Origin of the sequence: Streptomyces sp. GbtcB6, from assembly GCF_019091475.1 — a bacterium.
In the GTDB taxonomy this organism is placed as follows: domain Bacteria; phylum Actinomycetota; class Actinomycetes; order Streptomycetales; family Streptomycetaceae; genus Streptomyces; species Streptomyces hyaluromycini.
In genome coordinates this window covers 231,554-248,823 of record NZ_JAGXJL010000001.1, presented here as the reverse complement: position 1 = coordinate 248,823, position 17,270 = coordinate 231,554, and the positions used below count along the sequence as shown (strand labels likewise).

Genomic DNA, 17,270 nt, shown 5'->3' with positions numbered 1-17,270 from the left:
GGAGTGGGCGCGGGGCCACCTGGCCGGGTCGAGCCTGCGGGGCCGACGGCCGACCCGGTGGATCACCGTCCGCCGGGGTGTCCACCGCTCGCCCGGCCTGTCGAGCCCATCCCGCCCGTGCCGCCCCCACCCATCCCGCCGGGGCCGCGCAGTTGTTCCAGTTCGCGGCGGTCGCGCTTGGTGGGGCGGCCGGTGCCACGGTCGCGGATGCCGATGGGGGAGAAGGCCTCGCGGGGCGGGGGCGGCGGGGAGTTGTCGATGTAGCACACGGCGGCCACGGGGGCGCCGACCCGCTTGCGGATCAGCCGTTTCACGACGACGACTCGCTCCCGCCCCTCGTTGCGCAGCCGCACCTCATCGCCGACGCGCACGGAGTGGGAGGGCTTGACGCGCTCGCCGTTCACCTGGACATGCCCGCCCTTGCAGGCGGTGGCCCCCATGGAGCGGGTCTTGATCAGACGGACGGCCCAGATCCAGCTGTCGATCCGCACGTTCTCACCGGGAGCCGGCCCCGCGGCCTCGGCGGCGGCGACGGCGGCGGGGTCGGGAGCCGGGGTGGCGGGTGCCTCGGCTCCTTCGTCAGGCCCGGCCGAGGCGGGTGCCCCGGTCCCTCCGCTCGCGAGCTCCCTGCCGTCGTCCGCATCCTCAGAAGCCATGCCCCGACCTTAGCCCCCCGAGCCGACCCCGGCGGAACCGTTTTGCCGACGCCCGCCATCGCGCCCCAAAGGGGCGCTGGGGGTACCCCCGGCCGAAGGCTGGGGGAGGAACTGCGCGAGCAGCCACGGACAACCCGCGGTCGCCACCCCGCACAGACCAGCACGGTGCTCCCGCACACGCCCGCCACCCAGACCGAGCCGCTCCGGCAAACCTCGCCCTCGTCCCCCGGCCCCCCTTTCTCCGCCTCCGTCTCGTGGACCGGCCCTACCGTTGAAACGTGAACCGCACCCCGCACACCCGGCTCGCCGACCTCGACCAGCGCGTCAGCGGCTGCCACGCCTGTCCCCGCCTGGTCGCGTGGCGGGAGGACGTGGCACGTACCAAGCGCGCCGCGTTCGCCGACTGGACGTACTGGGGCCGGCCCGTTCCCGGCTTCGGGCCCGCCGACGCCCGGCTGTTGATCATCGGCCTCGCCCCGGCCGCGCACGGCGGCAACCGCACCGGCCGGATGTTCACCGGTGACCGTTCCGGTGACGTGCTGTACCAGGCGCTGTACGACGTCGGGCTCGCCTCGCAGCCGACGTCGGTGAGCGCCGACGACGGCCTGGAGCTGTACGGCGTGCGCGTCACCGCTCCCGTGCACTGTGCCCCGCCTGCCAACAAGCCGACCCCTGAGGAGCGCGACACCTGCCGCCACTGGCTGGTCGAGGAGCTGACGCTGTTGCGCCCGACGCTGCGCGCAGCCGTCGTGCTCGGCGCCTTCGGCTGGCAGGCCGCGCTGCCGGCCTTCGCGGCGGCGGGCTGGACCGTGCCCCGGCCCCGCCCGGCCTTCGCCCACGGCACCCGGGTCGGCCTCGGCGGCCTGGAACTCTTCGGCTGCTTCCATGTCAGCCAGCGCAACACCTTCACCGGCCGCCTCACCCCCGAGATGCTCCGCGACGTGCTGCGGACGGCGGCGGAGGCGGCCGGACTGGGGTGAGAGCCGGCGTGAGCGGCGGGGCTCAGACGATCCGGGCCGCCGCCACGGGGCGGTCGTCCACCGGGTGGGTGCCGGTGGACGCGGAGGAGTTGACGCTCCAGCGGTACCGGGAGAACTCGCCGGTGGCGTCGGAGGCGTAGAACATCATGTGGCCGATGCCGACGCCCTGGAAGCTCTCGCCGTCCACGTTGCCGACCATGCGGGTGTCCGGGTATCGCGGGTAGTTGCTGAGACCGTAGACACCGTGCGGGTCGGAGGTGCAGTCGACGATCTCGACGGCGTACTGGGTCTCGCCGGTGAAGTCGGCGACCCCGCTGAAGACGCCCTTGATCTCGCGGACCATGACGATGTGCCCGGTGTTCTCCGCGTCCTGCCCGTTGTAGTCGACGGCGATCAGATCGCCCGGCAGCAGCTCGGTGACCTTGCGGATGCGGCGGAAGCGCGGGCCTGCGGTGTCGTTCCGGAACGCCGAGCAGTAGTCGGCGGCCTCCGGGCCCTTCTCCTGGAAGTACTGGAGGAAGTAGGCGTCGGTGGCCCAGCCGTAGGTGTGCTTGAGCAGCGCCGTGACGAAGGACGAGCAGCGGGCCCGGGCCACCCAGCCGGCGAGGTCGTCCGGGCGGCCCCAGGTCACGGTCGCCGACGTGTCCATCAGATAGACGTTGTTGGCGCGTGCCGTCCGCCCGCTGACCAGGGCGATCTCATCGGCGTCGAGGGCACGGCCGTAGGCGCGGACGTCGTCGATGGCGCCCTTGAAGCGGTTCACGTAACCGCCGTCCCAGCGGGCCCGGCCGATGCTGAAGCCCTGGGGCGCGGCCCACGACAGGGTGGTGTCGGCGCTGCCTTCCAGGACGCCGTTCACATGGAGCCGGACGTGGGTGCCGTCCCAGACGCCTGCCAGGTGGGTCCAGACGCCCGTCTTCGTGACCGGCGTGGCCGCGAGCGCCGAGACCTTGGTGCTCTGGTCCTCGCTGCGCACCTTGAACGCCCAGGTCCCGGCCGCGTCGTCGTACTGGAGCAGGAAGCGGCTGGCGCTGCCGCCGTCCTGGCTCACGGCCGTGTACATGTTCGTCAGCACGGCGTCGTCGGCCAGCCGGACCCAGGCCGTGACCGTGAACGGGACCGTGGTGTCCAGGACGGATGCGGTGGCGGCGTAGGCGCCGGAGGTGCCGTCGAAGCTCAGTTCGCCGCCCGCCCGCAGACTGGTCCAGCTCGCGCCGGAGCCCGGGGTGACCGGGTGCTCAAGGCCGGAGCGGTCGGCACCGGAGCCGTCCAGCGGCCAGTGCCCGGCCAGGCCCGTCGGCAGATATCCGGCCGCCAGCAGCCGCTGGTACCGCACCAGCTGCTCGGCCTCGGCCAGATGCGGCGCGGCGACCGGGGTGAACGGCGTGTCCAGCGGCTCGTCGGCGGCAGCGGTCCCCGCCCCCACCGCCATACCGGCCACCGCGCCCATCCCCACCAGCGCGGCTCCGCCCAACAGCCCCCGTCTGCTCACCATGGTCATGCCCTCCCCGTCCGGTCCGTTCGGGTCCGTGTCCGGTCCGTGCGGATCCGTTTCGATCTTCACTGGCGAGGAGAACTCTAGGAGCTCCCCGTGCGAACCGGTGTTCCTGTGGACAGCCGGATCGGACAGCTAGGCGCCGGTGTCCTCGCCGAACAGGTGCCGCACGGTCGACCGGTAGTTGGCCTGGACGTGGCCGAGCGCGCGGGCGCGGGCGCGGTCCGGGTCGCCGGAGGCGATCGCGTCGTACAACTCGCGGTGCTCGGTGAGGAGCTGGGGCCACTCCTCGTTCCGCCGGGTGAGCCAGCGCAGCCGGCCGTCGACCGGTTCCATGACCGAGATGAGCAGGCTGTTGCCGGCCAGGGCCAGGATCCGGTCGTGGAAACGGGTGTTGATGTCGGTGATGGTCTCGGCGTCGCCCGCCTCGGTCGCCGTGGCCGCCCGGTCGAGCAGCTCCCGCAGCTCGGCCAGCGCCTCCGGGGTCGCCCGCGCCGCCGCCAGCCCGGCCGCGTACACCTCCAACGCCTCGCGCAGCTCGAAGAGTTCCTTGACGTCGGTCGGGGTCAGCCTGCGGACGACCGTACGGCGGGCCGACTCGAAGAGGACGAAGCCCTCGGCGACCAGGGCCCGGATCGCCTCCCGGACCGGTACCCGGGAGACCCCGAACCGCTCGGCGAGCTCCCGTTCCACCAGCCGGTCGCCAGGGCCGAGGCGCCCCGCGATGATGTCCTGCCGCAGGGTCGCGAGGACGCGCTCGCGCACCGCGCCCAGGGGTTCGATCTTCGTGGTGGGGGAGCCCATGAGGTCATTTTCACCGACCCGGAGGGCTTTTACGGAGCCGTAACGGGACGGACATCGGTCGGAACGCTTGACGGGAGCACCATGACCGCAGTTTGGTATACCAAAAGTTGGTGTACCTGACGCTCACAGCACCCGGCAGCCGTCCTCCTCCCTCCCCGCCCCGTAGTCCCTGGAGGCCCCGTGTCCCTCGCCGACCGCGCCGAAGCCACCGGCGCACCCGCGTTCGCCCCCGATCCCCGGCTCACCAACGAAGACCTCGCCCCCGCCGAGCAGCGGAACTGGAAGGTCTTCGACCTCTTCGCCATGTGGATGTCCGACGTCCACAACCTCGGCAACTACACCTTCGCCGCCGGCCTGCTGGTCCTCGGCATGAACGTCTGGCAGGTCTTCACCTCCCTCCTCGTCGGCTTCGTGCTCATCTACGTCGGCATGAACTGGATGGGGAGGATCGGCCAGCGCCACGGCGTGCCGTTCCCGGTGGTGAGCCGGATCAGCTTCGGCGTCTGGGGCGCCAACATCCCGGCGCTGATCAGGGCCGTGATCGCCATCATGTGGTACGGCATCCAGACCTATCTGGCGTCCGTCGCCGTCAACGTGATGCTGCTGGCGGCCTGGCCGGGCCTGAAGTCCCTGACGGAGAGCTCCTTCCTGGGCCTGGACACGCTCGGCTGGATCTCCTTCGTCTCGCTCTGGCTGATCCAGGCGGCGATCATCAGCCGGGGCATGGAGACGATCCGCAAGTTCCAGGACTTCTGCGGCCCGGCGATCTGGCTGGTCATGATCGCCCTCGCGGTCTGGATCCTGGCCAAGGCCCACTGGACCATCTCGCTCACCTCCACCCCGCACCCGGTCTCCACCGGCGAGCAGTGGCGGCAGTGGTTCGGCGCGATCGGTCTGATCCTCGCCACCTACGGCACCCTGATGCTCAACTTCTGTGACTTCTCGCGCTTCGCCCCGGACTACCGCACCGTCCGCCGCGGCAACTTCTGGGGCCTGCCGATCAACTCCACGGCCTTCGTGGTCGTCTCCGTGATCGTCACGGCCGGCTCCCTGGAGGTCTTCGGCGAGGCCATCACCGACCCGGCCGAACTGGTCGCCAAGGTCGGCAACACCTGGGTCCTGGTAGTGGCGGCGCTGACCTTCGCGGTCGCCACCATGGGCGTCAACATCGTCGCCAACTTCGTCTCACCGGCGTACGACCTGGCCAACGTCTGGCCGCAGAAGATCAGCTTCAGGGTCGGCGGCATGATCAGCACCGTCGCGGCCCTGGTCGTCACCCCCTGGAACCTCTTCTCCAACCCCACCGTCGTCAACTACTTCCTCGGCGGCCTCGGCGCCTTCCTGGGCCCGCTGTTCGGCGTGATCATGGTCGACTACTACTGGGTCAAGCGCGGCCGGGTGGACGTCCGGGAACTCTTCGACGCGACTCCCGGCTCCCCGTACCACTACCGCAAGGGCGTCAACCCCAAGGCCCTGTGGGCGTTCCTGCCCTCGGCGGCGGTCGCGGCCGTGCTCGCGCTGGTGAAGACGTTCAGCGACGTGGCGCCGTACTCCTGGTTCATCGGCACGGCGCTGGCCGCGGGCCTCTACCTGACGCTGTGCCGCGGTGACCGCGCCTCCGCCCCCGCCCCCGTCGCCGTGGCCGAGGAGGTCTGAAGGACGTGCGGATCGTCGTCACCAACTGCAACACCACGCAGGAGATGACCGAGGAGATCGTACGAGGTGCCCGGGCCGCCGCAGGCCCGGGCACCGCCGTGACCGGGCTGACCCCGGCCTGGGGACCCGAGTCGGCGGAGGGCTGGCTCGACAGCTACCTGTCGGCGGCCGCGGTCCTGGACGCGCTCCGGACGTACCACGGTCCGCCGTACGACGCGGTGGTCCTGGCCGGCTTCGGCGAGCACGGGCGCGAGGGCGTACGGGAGCTGGTGGACGTGCCCGTCGTCGACATCACCGAGGCCGCGGCCCACCTGGCCTGTCTGCTGGGCCGCCGCTACGGCGTCGTCACCACCCTGGACCGGTCGCGCGGGCAGATCGAGGACAGCCTGGAGACCGCCGGGGTGGCCCGCAACTGCGTCGCCGTCGCCGGCACCGGAGTCGGCGTCCTGGACCTGGCCGGTGACCCCGAGCGCACGGAGGCCGCGTTCCTCGCGGCGGCCGAACGGGTCCGGGACGCCGGTGCCGAGGTCCTGGTCCTCGGCTGTGCCGGGATGACGGGGCTGCAGCGGGTGGTGGGGGAGAAGCTCGGGGTTCCGGTGGTCGACGGCGTCGGCGCGGCGGTGAAGCTGGCCGAGTCGCTGGTGACGCTGGGACTCACGACCAGCCGGGCGGGGAGCTACCGGAAGCCGCTGGCGAAGCGACGGGTGTGGGGGGCCGCACCGGGGCGGCCGTAGCGCGAAGGCCCGGGTCAGGGCCGCCACGCGTACCGCACATCCGGCTCCCGCTCCTCGTTCCCGCTTCCGTCCGTGTACTCGACGGCGACGAAGCCGTGCCGCTCGTAGAAGCGGTGGGCGGGCTTGTTGACCTGGAAGGTCCAGAGCGTGAGCCCCTGCGGGGAGCGCTCCTTGGCCAGCGCGACGAACCGGTCACCGATGCCGCGGCCCCGCCACTCGGGGGCCAGATACAGCTGCGACAGCAGATCCCCCGCGAGGGCCATCATCCCGACGACCCGGCCACCGGCCTCCGCGACCCACGTCTCCCGCTCCGGCACCACGACGTCCCGGATGTACGCGCGCACCTCGTCGTCCGAGTGCGCCCGCACGACGGCGGGCAGGGCGGTGCTGTACGACCGCAGCCAGACGTCGGCGACCCCGGCGGCGTCCGGCCCGCCGGCGCGGCGCAGCACGACCCCGGTGCTCATCCCCGCGCCTCCTCGGGTACGACGGCCGTGGCCGTGATCTCCACGAGCTGCCCGGTGTAGCCCAGACAGGCCACGCCGATCAGCGTCGACGAGTGCGGCCCGGCACTGAGCCCGGAGGCCTCGACGACCTCCCAGACGCTGGACAGCACCGCGGGCTCACTGCTCACGACGTACACGTCGGTCGTCAGCACATGCTCCAGGTCGCTGCCGACCGAGCGGAGTTGCTCCCGCAGGTTCGCGATCACCCGCTCGGCCTGCCGCGGCGGATCCCCCTCCCCGACGAGCCTCCCCTCGTCGTCCAGCGGAACGGAACCGGCGAGGAACGCGAGCTTCGTACCGGCCTCGACGACGGAGACGTGGGAGTAGCCGGGCGGCGGAAAGAGAGCCGGGGCGGTGACGCGCTGGATCACTGGGGCTCCTGGAACGAACGACGGAGGACCCGTCGATCATCCGCGCTCGCGCCGGACGGCCGCACCCGAATTTCCCGCCGCGGGCGGCGCAGGACAGGAAGGCCGCCGAAGGGACTCTCCGCCCACCAGCGCCTTCATTGATAACGCGTGGCACTGACAACGGGCCGCGCGGGATGCTGTGAGCCATGCCCGCCGCGAACGCCGAGCCCGACCGGACCTTCCTCGAGGCCGTCACCGACCGCCTGGCCGCCCTCCCCACGGTCCGGGCCGTCGCCCTCGGTGGCTCCCGTGCGCAGGGCACCCACCGTCCCGACAGCGACTGGGACCTGGCCGTCTACTACCGGGGTCCCTTCGACCCCGCCGACCTCCGCGCCCTCGGGTGGGAGGGCGAGGTCTCCGAGGTCGGCGGGTGGGGCGGTGGTGTCTTCAACGGCGGGGCCTGGCTGACCGTCGACGGTCGCCGTGTGGACGTGCACTACCGCGATCTCGACGTGGTCGAGCGGGAGCTGGCCGAGGCGGAGGAGGGGCGGTTCCGGGTGGAGCCGTTGCTGTTCCATCTCGCCGGGATCCCCAGCTACCTGGTCGTCGCCGAGCTGGCGGTCAACCGCGTGCTCAGCGGCACCCTGCCCCGCCCGGCGGCCTATCCCGAACGACTGCGTGTCACCGCCCCCGAACACTGGGGTGGTGCCGCCCGCGCCACCCTCGCCTACGCGAAGGCCAACCACGCCCCGAACGGCCGCCTCACCGAGGTCGCCGGCGCCGTCGCCACGGCCGCCCTCCAGACCGGTCACGCTGTTCTCGCGGCCCGGGGAGAGTGGGTGACGAACGAGAAACGGCTGCTGGAGCGGGCCGGGCTGCGGGGCGTCGACGACATCCTCGGCGGATTGCGTGCGGAATCAGGGGAGTTGGTCGGAGCCATTGCCGGGGCCGAGCTGCTATTCGGCTTCGGGTGATGTATCCGTCCGCTCGAAATAATGGTTGGGAATAGGCCAGTTGCCGCTGCTACCGTCCTTCACGTGGCGAAACTCAATCAGATCATCGCGGTCGAGAAGGGCATCAAGTCCAAGGCGCATCAGGACCTGACGTCAGCTCATCACGGGTTGCAGAAACCCGCGTTGCTGGCCGGTATCTCGCGGACGTATCAGCCGAAGGACGAGGAGGGCGAGCAACTGCCGCCCGAGTCCACGCGGGTTCAGGTGCAGGCCGAGGACGTGTTGCGGGAGACCTCGGCCACGCTGACGCGGCTCTTCGACGTGACCGCCACCAAGGACTGGGCGAACTGCGAGGCCAGGGCCGATGTGAAGGTGGACGGGCGGGTGCTGGTCACCGACGTGCCCGTCGCCTATCTGCTGTTCCTGGAGAAGCAGCTCGTCGACCTCAACACCTTCGTGCGGAAGCTGCCCGTGCTCGACGCCTCCGAGTCGTGGGTCCAGGATCCCTCCACCGACGCCTGGAAGACCGAGCCGGTGCGGACCCTGCGCACCAAGAAGGTGCCTCGCAACCACGTGAAGGCCGAGGCCACCGAGAAGCATCCGGCTCAGGTCGAGGTGTATTACGAGGACGTTCCGGTGGGGTACTGGACCACCGTGAAGTTCTCGGGCGCCCTGCCCGCACGGCGCGTCAACGAACTCCTCGACCGGGTCGAGAAGTTGCAGCAGGCGGTCAAGTTCGCCCGTGAGGAGGCGAACGGCGCCGACGTCGTCGACCAGCGGGTCGGGGACGCCGTTTTCGGCTATCTCTTCGGATAGCCCTTCCAGACTCCCCGGCCCCTGCGGCCGGGGTGCGCGAGGAGCGCAAAGCTGAAGCTGAGCCTTGTCGTGAAGAGCGGTCGTATCCACAGTGCACACGGTGTATAAAGTGCACATCGGGCGGACCGCGTTGAATCTCAGACTCTCGCTCCAGACTCAGCATTCGCCGCCGATCGCCGGATCGACCGGGCCCGGGCCCCAGCACGTCGAAATGCAGGTTCAAGTCCTGCCCGCGCAGCTCGATGCGTGGTGGTCCAAAGGAAGGACGCGGCGACCTTACGACTGACCCGGGTTCTCAAGTGTGCCGGCGTGTGACGATGGGTGGCATTCCGGGGCCCGGGGGCAGGCTACGCCCTCGGGCCCGCTCGCGTTCCGCCCCGAATCGGGCCCGCACGGAATTGCGTTCATAAAGAACGCGGCTCTCCGGGGCACTTGTCACACCCACGAAATGCGAACGCACCTTTTCGTACGGGAACGCGATCTACCGTGGACACCGAAGCCAACAGCCCGGCCACCGTCGCCCGAAGGCACACCCCGCCCTCGTCCGGACAGGAGCCCCGTGTCCCGTCGTATCGCCCTGCCTCCCTGGCTCGCCCACGCCCTGCGCGCCCAGCGCGGGCCCGTGTCCTGGAGCGCGGTGACCAGAGGGGCGCTGGCCGCCGGGCCGTTGCTGCTCGCCGCCGTCCTGTTCCACCGCACCTCCCTCGGCGTCGTCGCCGCCATCGCCGCCATGCTCGCCGGGATCAACGACCGGCCGGGCAGCCGGCGGTCGGCTGTACGGCGGCTCGGGGTTCCCGCGGCGGCCGGTGCGCTCGGGCTGCTCGTCGGGACGTACGGCGGGGAGCACCTCACCGCCGTACCCCTGACCCTGCTGCTCACCGGACTCGGGCTGGTCGCCGGCGGTATGAGTGCCGTCGGGACCGTCGCCTCCGGAGCCGGGACGCAGTTGCTGGTCGCCGCCGCCATCGGCGCCGGGATGCCGGTCGCCGAGGCAGGCTGGCAGCGGGCCCTCGCCTTTCTCGCGGGCGCCGGGTGGCTGGTCGTGCTGCGTCTTGCCCTGCCCACCCCCGGCGCGATCGCCGGTGACTTCCGCTTCGACGGGGAGCGGGACGCCGTCGGTGCCGTGTAAGACGCCGTCGCCGACCTGCTCGACGCGGTGGGCGGCGAGGCGGCCGGCCCCCGGCGTGCCGCGCTCACCGCTGCGCTCGACCACGCCCAGGACGCGCTCACCGGGCCCCGGCTGCGGCGGTACGCCAGTTCCGCCGCCGAACGCCGGCTGCACGCCCAGTACGCCGCGGCCCTGCCCCTCGCCGAGGCGGCCACCGCCCTCGCCTGGGCCGGGGAGCCGATATCCGCGCGGGCGGCCGAGGGACCCCGGCGGCTCGCCGCCGCCGTCCGGGTGAACGGCGGCACCGGGCCGCTGCCCGCACCCTCGCGGTCCGCGCCCGCACTGCGCGCCCTCGACGACGCCCTGCTGCGCGCCGCGGAGACCTTCGACCGGGCCGGGGGCGGCGAGCAGCGGCCACCGGCCCGGCGCCGCCCCGCCCTCGACCTGGTACGGGCCGCGCTCGGCAGCGGCGGGCGGGAGTACGGGCTGCGGGTCGCCCTCTGCTTCGGGGCCAGCGCCGCCATCGCCCAGGCCCTGCACCACGCCCGCTGGTACGGCGAGCACCAGCACTGGTACTGGCTGCCCGCCACCGCCGTCTTCCTCGTCAAGCCCGACCTCGGGCCGCTCGCCTCCCGGGTGCTGTGCCGGGCCGCGGGAACCGTGCTCGGCGCCCTCGTCTTCGCGGGCCTCGCCGCGGTACTGCCCCGGCCCGAAGGGCTCATCGTGCTGGTGGCCGTCTGCGGGGCGGTCATCCCGGTGTCCACCCGGCACTTCGGCGCCCAGACCGCCGTCGTCACCGTCCTCGTACTCGCCCTGGTCATGGTCGGCGGCGAACCGCAGGCCTCCGTCAGCCGCATCGGGGAGACACTGCTGGCCTGCGCGATCGTGCTGATCGTCGGCCATCTGCCGATGGCGGGGAAGCGGGGTGGCGGGGTACGGGCCCGCCTCGGGTCGGCCGGGCGGGCCGCGCACGCCTATCTCGACCACGTACTGAGCGGGTCCGGCGACCGCGGCGAGCGCTGGGCCCTGCGCCGCGAGGCCTACCGCACCCTCGCCGAGGCCCGCACCGCCATCGCCCTCGCCGCCGCCGAACTGCCCGCCCTCGCCCGGCACACCGAGGGCACGGACGCGGTGGCCGCCGTACTCGAACGGCTCGTGGACACCACCACCGCGTGTGCCGTGCACCTCGACGAGACGGGGCGGCTCACCGCCCGGCACACCCGTCAACTCGAAGACCTCGCCGCCGAGTTGGAGCGGGACGGGGAGCGGCTCGGGCTCGTGGTGCCGCGGATGCCGGTCGCCGCGTAGTCAGCCGGTCGGCGCCCAAGGCGTGGGCGGTGCCCGAAGCGTGGTCGGCGCCCAAGGCGTGGCCGGCGCCCGGTCTCAGTCCGCGAACCGTGCCCACACCGGCGCATGGTCCGAGCCCGGGACCCCGCGCCGCTTCGCCGGATCCTCGCCCACCGACGGCAGGTCCGGCGGTGCGGTGGTGCCCGGCAGACCCGTGCCCGCCTCCGACAACCGGTGCACCAGCTGGTGGCTGAGGAGTATGTGGTCGATCAGTTCGCGCCGTCCGGAGTCGATGCGGGAGTAGCGCTGGTCGGCCGGTATGCGCGGGGCCGTGTCCCACAGCCGTACGGCGTCGCCCTTGTCGGCGTGGTCGTAGCCGGTGGTGCCGAGTTCGGAGCCGGGCGGGCCGAGGAGGATCTGGGTGGTGGCCGCCTGCACCTCGTCGTTGAGGTCGCCGAGGACCGCGATGTCGCGGGACTTGCCCTGCCCGGCGAGCAGTTCGTCCGCCAGTGCCCGCAGCGCCGTCGCCTCGGCGGCGCGCCGGTAGAGGGCGTACGCCCCGTAGCGCGCCCGTTCGCCCTCGTCGTGCGGGTAGAAACGGTCGCCGGGGTAGGTCAGCAGCTTGGACTTGAGGTGGGCCACCGCCACCGTGAGCGGTCCGGCCGGGGCCTGGACCGTGACCGCCAGGAAGCCGCGCCCGGCCCCGGCGGCGGTCCCGCCCGAGTCGTCCGTCTGCACCGGGCGCAGTCCGGCCGGGAAGGCGGCCGTGTCGGCGGCCACCGTCAGCTCGGTACGGGCCAGAAAGCCGACCCGGATGCCCCGGCCGTCGGGGTGTGAGGAGAGGGCGAACCGCCAGCTCGGGCCCAGCAGTTCGGCCAGGTCCGCCAAGGAGTCGGGGTCCCCGACCTCCTGGACGCCGAGCAGGGTCGGGTCGAGTGCGCCGATCACGGAGGCGAGGGCGGCGAGCTTCGCCTCGTAGGCGGACTTGTCCTTGGGGCCGTAGGGGCTGCCGGGCCGGTAGAGGTTTTCGAGGTTCCAGGTGCCCAGGAGCATGCCGGGCTCCTTCCAGGAGGTGGTGCGGCCAGCGTGCTCGTCAGGGCCGCGCCGCGACAGAGCCGGGACCGGATGCGCGGTTCGGCTCACCCCGGCCGAGGACCGTGCCGTACGTCGGGGCGATGAGCTCTGCTCCCGCCTGCCGTGGCTCGCCTGAAAAAACTCCGGCCGCACCGATGAGTTCTCCGCCCTCCCGCGGTCACCACCCGGAACCGACCGTTGTACAGGAGGGCCCATGTCGCTTCCGGAGATCGTCTCGCGTGAGCGGTGGCGCGCCGCGCGTGCGGAGTTACTGGACAAGGAGGAGGCACTCACGCGGGCCCGGGACGCGCTCAGTGCCGAGCGTCGCCGGCTGCCCATGGTCGAGGTGGATCCCGACTACGTCTTCGAAGGGGGCGACGGCAAGGCGACCCTGCTGGACCTCTTCGACGGGCGGGCCCAACTCGTCGTCCACCACTACATGTTCGCCCCGGAGTGGGAGGCCGGCTGCCCTGGCTGCGCCGCCTTCCTGGACCAGATCGGCCATCTCGCCCATCTGCGGGCGCGCGGCACCTCGTTCGCGGCGGTCTCCCGGGCGCCGTTCACCAGGATCCTGCCGTTCAAGGCGCGGATGGGCTGGCCGCTGCCCTGGTACTCCTCGTACCACGGCGACTTCAACCGCGACTTCGAGGCGACCATCGTCGTGGACGACGAACCGGTCGAACGGCCCGGGATCAGCTGCTTCCTACGGGAGTACGACCGGGTCTTCCACACCTATTCGGTGTACGACCGCGGCCTCGACGGACTCGGCACGACCACCTCCCTGCTCGACCTGACGGTCCTCGGCCGGGTGCCGGAGGGCAGCGACGGCGTCCGTTATCACGACGAGTACGAAGACTGACACAGTCGGTCACGGAAGTGGCCGAAAGTCAACGGATCCTCACCGTCCGCGCCGGCGGCGTGTCGACTATGTCTCAGTAGCGTCACCGGGCGAGCCATTCGCGTTCTCCAGAGCGTTAACTCCTACAGGTAGCACGCATTTCTGGAGGTGCAGGATGGTGAGCGGGCGAACCGTGCTCGAACGCTTTCCCGCAGGCGGACCGCGAGGATCATGGCCTGCGGAGGAGTTCGCGCAGGCGCGGCGGCTGGAAGGGCTGCCCGCCGAGGTCGTGATGGATCTGGCCACGGACACGTTCCTGGTCATCGTGCGCGGCGCCGGCGGTGCCGAGGGCTAGCCGAGGGTCAACCGGCCTTGCGGACCGGCAGCTTCGCCGTGAACTGGTCCGCCTGGAGCGCGTACAGCTCCGCGTAGACACCGCCGCTCGCCAGGAGTTCGTCGGGGGTGCCCGACTCCACCACCCGGCCCTGGTCGAGGACGTGCACCAGATCCGCGTGGCGGACGGACGCCAGCCGGTGCGTGATCAGTACGACGGTCTGCCCGTTGCCCGCCAGTGCGCGGATCTTCTCGAAGACCTCCAGCTCGGCCCGGGCGTCCAGAGCGGCCGTCGGCTCGTCCACGATCAGGATGTGACCGCGCCGGTAGGCGGCCCGCGCGATGCCCAGCCGCTGCCACTGGCCGCCGGACAGCTCGTGCCCGCCGCTGAAGTTGCGGGCCAGCAGGGTGTCCAGACCGCGCGGCAGATCATCGACCACCTCCTCCGCGCCCGCCTCCGTGACCGAGGTGGCCAGCCGCTCGTCGGTGAGCGGTGCCGACGAGCGGCCGACGGCCACGTTGACCTTGGCGGTGAACGGCCACCGCTTGAAGTCCTGGGCGACCATGGCGATGCGTTCGGCGAGCCGGTGCCGGTCGGCCCGCGCCGCGTCGACGCCGTCCCACAGGATGCGGCCGCGGTCCGGCTGGTACAGCCCGGCCAGCAGCTTGACCAGGGTGGTCTTGCCGGAGCCGTTCTCGCCGACCAGGGCGACGATCCGGCCGAGGGGGAGGGTGAGCGTGACGTCGTCCAGGGCCGGGCGGGTGGCGTCGTCGGGGTGATCGCTCGGATAGGCGAAGGTGACGTTCTCGAAGCGGATCTCCCGCGGGTCGTCGGGGAGCGGGTCGCCGCCGACCGGGATCGCGCGGTCCGCCGCCTCGACGTACAGCCGCTCCAGGTCGCCGACGAACAGCGCTTCCTCGTGCAGCGTGTTGATCTCCAGCACGAGGGTGTTGAGGCTCGCCGAGCCGGAGCGGATCGCGATCACCGCCGTACCGGCCACCGACAGGGCCATCGCCCCGCTCAGCAGCAGCCCGCCCAGCGTCGCATAGGTGGCGACGGTCGCGAGGCCGGTCCAGGCCGCCGCGATCAGGCCGGTACGGGCCGCGAGCCGGGCCAGCCGGGCCTGCTCCGCCTCCGCCGCCTCCGACATGGCCCGGAAGTGCCGGAGCAGGAACGGGCCGACCCCGTGCACCCGGATCTCCGGCGCCGCCTCCGGCTCGGTGAGCAGGCTGCTGATCAGGTGACCGGCGCGGGCGTGCTGCACCCAGGTGTGGAACGACTCGTAGCGGCGCCGTGCGTTGGTCAGGGCGCCCCAGGCGCTCGGGATCGTCATCGTGATCAGCAACGGGAGCAGGGCCGGGTGCAGCACGGTCAGCACACCGGCCGCGGCGATGAGCGAGATCATCGCGTTCACCACGCGTGTGCCGTACATGATCATGCGGCGGGCGGAGGAGGCGCCGTACTGCGCGGTGTCCAGCAGTTTGTGGAAGGCGTGGTCCTCGATGGCGGCGAGTTCGACGGCCGCGGCCCGCTCCAGGTACATCTCGGTCGCCACCCGCTCGACCTTGGGTTCCAGGCGGCCGGTGGCGTAGGTGGACGCGGCGCGCAGCAGGGCGGCCACGAACATGACGGCGGCCATGGTCACCAGGGCGGGAGCGGCGCCGCGCAGCCGTTCCTCGATGGTGCCGGTGCCGATCAGCCGGCCCAGCACGCTGTTCACGGCGAGCAGGCTCACCGCCTGGGCCATCCCGACGCCCACCTGCGAGGCCAGCACGATCCGCGCGGCCCGGGCGTCCGCCTGCCGGGCCAGCCGCAGACTGGACGCGAGCATGCCGGGCAGCCGGGTCATCATGGCGCGGAAGTCCAGCTCCAGGAAGGCGTCCCGGTGCTGGTTCCAGCCCATGTCGTAGCGGAGCGGTCCCCCGAACAGCAGCTGCTCCGACTCCGACACTTCCGACACCTCGGGCGCCGCCGTGTCCCGCCTCTTCCTCACCGCGATCCTCCCCGGGGGTCGTGGTCGTGGTCGTGTCCGTGGACGAACGGCCACTATCGCGGGCGGAGCCGCCACCGGGCAGGGCGCGCGACGAGGCTCGCGGGGCGTGGGGGAGTGCGCGGGGGGTGCGGACCGAGGCGACCCCGAGGTGACCCCGAGGCGACCCCGAGGCGACTTACGGCCCGAGAACGACTGCGGCGCGATCAGCCGACCCGAACCTCCTGCTACGGAGGACAACCGTGATCACCTGTGGTCACCCGCGACGATCTGTGGTCACCTGTGGTGATCTGCGGTCCCCCGTGGCGTTCTGTGGCCATCCGGGGTCATACGTCCACCCGGCCGGCGGCACGTTCTCGTCGGCTCGCTCGTTCTGCTACCAGCCGGTCTCGATCTTCTACCGGCTGTCTGATACTTCCGTCGGCCGGTCGCCTCGCGCTTGCACCGGTCGGCCGCACCCCCCTGTCGGCCAAAGCCGCGCAGCGTCATGCGCTCAGGGGGCGGGACCACTCCGGTGTCGTCCCCGTCACCCGGCACAGGGCGAGGTACAGCGGAATCGGCGGGGTGTACGGCAGCGTGCCCTCGGGGCGGTGGATCAGGCGGGCGGTGCCGGGGAGCGGGGCGCCCGGGCTGTAGCGGGCCGGGGCGGGCCAGGGGAGGGCGTCGTCGGAGTCCGACGGGACGATCCACCACCAGTGCGTGCCATCGGCGTACACGCACCCCACCCGCGGCAGCCGCGGTGTCACCAGCGGCCCGAGCCGCGCCGGTACGGCCACGGCGTCGCAGCCCAGCGGCGCCGTCATGCCCTCGGGCACGGGGAACGACCCGCCGCCACCCGCGAGGGACGACCGACGGTCGCGCTTCAGGCGGACCAGGGTGTCGAGGCCCAGCGACTGGCCGAAGCCGGGCGCGCCGGTCATGGCTGCCTCCGCCGGGGCACCGGCCCCAGCGCCTCGGACTGCCCCTCCGCGCCGGAGCCCGACGACGGTGGGTGCACCGGAGTGTGCGCGGGCCCGTGGGGCGAGCCGTGCGACGGTCCCGGAGCGGGGCGAGCACCCCAGCCCAGGTCGTTGCGCGGCTCGGCCCTGTCCCGGGCGGCATCGGTCTGGCGCGACAGCTCCGCCCAGACCAGCAGCCCGGGCCCGTGCTGCTGGGCCCCCCAGGCCTGACACAGCGCGTCGACGAGGAGCAACCCCCTCCCGTGCTCCTCCTCCGGGCGCTGAGGGGACGGGTGGGGTTCATCGGGCGAACAGCCCTCGTCGTGCACGGCGATGCGCACCGTGTCGTCGTGGTCGTGCAACTCGCACACGACGCGACTGCTCGCGGTGTGCACGATCGCGTTGGTGACCAGCTCGGATATGACGAGGGCGGCGGTGTCACAGGTGTCCGCGCAGACCGACCAGCCGGTCAGCCGGGCACGCACCAGGCGTCTCGCCTGGGCGGGGGAACCCGGATGAGCGGCCAGCTCGAACCGGAACCGGCGCTTGGCAGTGCCCTCACCTGGGTCGGCTGCCTCCCCCACGCTCGAAGGAGTTCGCACGGGAGGACCCCCATCAGCACCGAGACCGAGACGGTCTTCGGCGGCGTCTGTTCCTAAGGGCGCGGACGGAATCACGCTTGCCACTATCTCCCCGCCGTGAACACTTGGCAAGTGTCACTCTGAAAAATGCAGAGTGCTGTGTGACGCGG

16 protein-coding genes and 1 pseudogene are annotated in these 17,270 nt (G+C 72.2%); 8 read left to right on the top strand and 9 right to left on the bottom strand.

All coding sequences use genetic code 11. From position 1 onward, the window contains the following. Nucleotides 1-62: 62 nt before the first annotated feature. A complete protein-coding gene (locus KVT45_RS01160) occupies nt 63-656 on the bottom strand; it encodes an RNA-binding S4 domain-containing protein (RefSeq protein WP_217544376.1) in 594 nt (197 codons plus the stop codon). A gap of 278 nt (nt 657-934) precedes the next feature. Between KVT45_RS01160 and KVT45_RS01155 the strand changes: the two genes are divergently transcribed. Then, nucleotides 935-1,636 carry a uracil-DNA glycosylase gene (locus tag KVT45_RS01155; protein ID WP_217544374.1) on the top strand — a complete coding sequence of 234 codons (702 nt, stop codon included), beginning with the start codon at nt 935-937 and terminating at the stop codon, nt 1,634-1,636. Between the two features lie 22 nt (nt 1,637-1,658). Here the strand turns inward: KVT45_RS01155 and KVT45_RS01150 are convergent, their stop codons facing one another. Together KVT45_RS01150 and KVT45_RS01145 are read right to left on the bottom strand one after the other, a co-directional pair. Continuing rightward, nucleotides 1,659-3,131, bottom strand: coding sequence for a LamG domain-containing protein (locus KVT45_RS01150; RefSeq protein ID WP_217544372.1), 1,473 nt, complete (start codon nt 3,129-3,131; stop codon nt 1,659-1,661). A gap of 135 nt (nt 3,132-3,266) precedes the next feature. Continuing rightward, the gene (locus KVT45_RS01145; protein WP_089100978.1) at nt 3,267-3,935 is read right to left on the bottom strand and encodes a GntR family transcriptional regulator; all 669 of its coding nucleotides are present in this window, start codon (nt 3,933-3,935) and stop codon (nt 3,267-3,269) included. A gap of 180 nt (nt 3,936-4,115) precedes the next feature. On the opposite strand from KVT45_RS01145, the gene KVT45_RS01140 reads away from it, so the two are divergent. Together KVT45_RS01140 and KVT45_RS01135 are read left to right on the top strand one after the other, a co-directional pair. Continuing rightward, nucleotides 4,116-5,591, top strand: coding sequence for an NCS1 family nucleobase:cation symporter-1 (locus KVT45_RS01140; RefSeq protein ID WP_217544370.1), 1,476 nt, complete (start codon nt 4,116-4,118; stop codon nt 5,589-5,591). 5 nt (nt 5,592-5,596) lie between these two features. Then, nucleotides 5,597-6,325, top strand: a complete 729-nt coding sequence (locus tag KVT45_RS01135; protein WP_217544368.1) for an aspartate/glutamate racemase family protein — start codon at nt 5,597-5,599, stop codon at nt 6,323-6,325. A gap of 14 nt (nt 6,326-6,339) precedes the next feature. Here KVT45_RS01135 and KVT45_RS01130 read toward each other — a convergent pair whose 3' ends face one another. Further along, nucleotides 6,340-6,792 (bottom strand): GNAT family N-acetyltransferase, encoded by a 453-nt coding sequence (locus KVT45_RS01130; RefSeq protein WP_217544366.1) that lies wholly within the window; start codon nt 6,790-6,792, stop codon nt 6,340-6,342. Continuing rightward, a complete protein-coding gene (locus KVT45_RS01125; RefSeq protein ID WP_217544364.1) occupies nt 6,789-7,202 on the bottom strand; it encodes a RidA family protein in 414 nt (137 codons plus the stop codon). Before KVT45_RS01125 ends, KVT45_RS01130 begins: the two co-directional genes overlap by 4 nt. A gap of 185 nt (nt 7,203-7,387) precedes the next feature. On the opposite strand from KVT45_RS01125, the gene KVT45_RS01120 reads away from it, so the two are divergent. From KVT45_RS01120 to KVT45_RS01110, 3 genes and pseudogenes are all read left to right on the top strand, one after another. After that, a complete protein-coding gene (locus tag KVT45_RS01120) occupies nt 7,388-8,155 on the top strand; it encodes a nucleotidyltransferase domain-containing protein (RefSeq protein ID WP_217544362.1) in 768 nt (255 codons plus the stop codon). A 63-nt stretch (nt 8,156-8,218) separates the two neighbouring features. After that, nucleotides 8,219-8,950 (top strand): hypothetical protein, encoded by a 732-nt coding sequence (locus KVT45_RS01115; RefSeq protein WP_217544360.1) that lies wholly within the window; start codon nt 8,219-8,221, stop codon nt 8,948-8,950. A gap of 559 nt (nt 8,951-9,509) precedes the next feature. Continuing rightward, nucleotides 9,510-11,366 (top strand): annotated as a pseudogene (locus KVT45_RS01110) (FUSC family protein). A 75-nt stretch (nt 11,367-11,441) separates the two neighbouring features. On the opposite strand, the gene KVT45_RS01105 reads toward KVT45_RS01110, so the two are convergent. Further along, complete coding sequence (locus KVT45_RS01105; protein WP_217544358.1) at nt 11,442-12,398, bottom strand: endonuclease/exonuclease/phosphatase family protein; 957 nt, start codon at nt 12,396-12,398, stop codon at nt 11,442-11,444. A gap of 235 nt (nt 12,399-12,633) precedes the next feature. On the opposite strand from KVT45_RS01105, the gene KVT45_RS01100 reads away from it, so the two are divergent. After that, nucleotides 12,634-13,278 (top strand): DUF899 domain-containing protein, encoded by a 645-nt coding sequence (locus tag KVT45_RS01100; protein ID WP_217544356.1) that lies wholly within the window; start codon nt 12,634-12,636, stop codon nt 13,276-13,278. Between the two features lie 154 nt (nt 13,279-13,432). Next, nucleotides 13,433-13,612 carry a hypothetical protein gene (locus KVT45_RS01095; RefSeq protein WP_217544354.1) on the top strand — a complete coding sequence of 60 codons (180 nt, stop codon included), beginning with the start codon at nt 13,433-13,435 and terminating at the stop codon, nt 13,610-13,612. Between the two features lie 7 nt (nt 13,613-13,619). Here KVT45_RS01095 and KVT45_RS01090 read toward each other — a convergent pair whose 3' ends face one another. The 3 genes from KVT45_RS01090 to KVT45_RS01080 form a co-directional block, all read right to left on the bottom strand. After that, nucleotides 13,620-15,494: an ABC transporter ATP-binding protein gene (locus tag KVT45_RS01090; protein WP_217544854.1), complete on the bottom strand. Its 1,875-nt coding sequence runs from the start codon at nt 15,492-15,494 to the stop codon at nt 13,620-13,622. Nucleotides 15,495-16,066: 572 nt separating this feature from the next. After that, entirely contained in the window at nt 16,067-16,501 is a 435-nt protein-coding gene (locus tag KVT45_RS01085) for a hypothetical protein (RefSeq protein ID WP_217544352.1), read from the bottom strand. After that, the gene (locus KVT45_RS01080; protein WP_217544350.1) at nt 16,498-17,205 is read right to left on the bottom strand and encodes an ATP-binding protein; all 708 of its coding nucleotides are present in this window, start codon (nt 17,203-17,205) and stop codon (nt 16,498-16,500) included. The genes KVT45_RS01085 and KVT45_RS01080 overlap by 4 nt, the downstream gene beginning before the upstream one ends. Between the last annotated feature and the right edge of the window lie 65 nt (nt 17,206-17,270).

Bases quoted from the DNA above. Each gene is read 5' to 3' on its own strand.
- KVT45_RS01130 (WP_217544366.1), bottom strand. From the start codon at position 6,792: ATGAGCACCGGGGTCGTGCTGCGCCGCGCCGGCGGGCCGGACGCCGCC.
- KVT45_RS01160 (WP_217544376.1), bottom strand. From the start codon at position 656: ATGGCTTCTGAGGATGCGGACGACGGCAGGGAGCTCGCGAGCGGAGGG.
- KVT45_RS01150 (WP_217544372.1), bottom strand. From the start codon at position 3,131: ATGGTGAGCAGACGGGGGCTGTTGGGCGGAGCCGCGCTGGTGGGGATG.
- KVT45_RS01105 (WP_217544358.1), bottom strand. From the start codon at position 12,398: ATGCTCCTGGGCACCTGGAACCTCGAAAACCTCTACCGGCCCGGCAGC.
- KVT45_RS01095 (WP_217544354.1), top strand. From the start codon at position 13,433: ATGGTGAGCGGGCGAACCGTGCTCGAACGCTTTCCCGCAGGCGGACCG.
- KVT45_RS01085 (WP_217544352.1), bottom strand. From the start codon at position 16,501: ATGACCGGCGCGCCCGGCTTCGGCCAGTCGCTGGGCCTCGACACCCTG.
- KVT45_RS01100 (WP_217544356.1), top strand. From the start codon at position 12,634: ATGTCGCTTCCGGAGATCGTCTCGCGTGAGCGGTGGCGCGCCGCGCGT.
- KVT45_RS01090 (WP_217544854.1), bottom strand. From the start codon at position 15,494: ATGGGCTGGAACCAGCACCGGGACGCCTTCCTGGAGCTGGACTTCCGC.
- KVT45_RS01120 (WP_217544362.1), top strand. From the start codon at position 7,388: ATGCCCGCCGCGAACGCCGAGCCCGACCGGACCTTCCTCGAGGCCGTC.
- KVT45_RS01145 (WP_089100978.1), bottom strand. From the start codon at position 3,935: ATGGGCTCCCCCACCACGAAGATCGAACCCCTGGGCGCGGTGCGCGAG.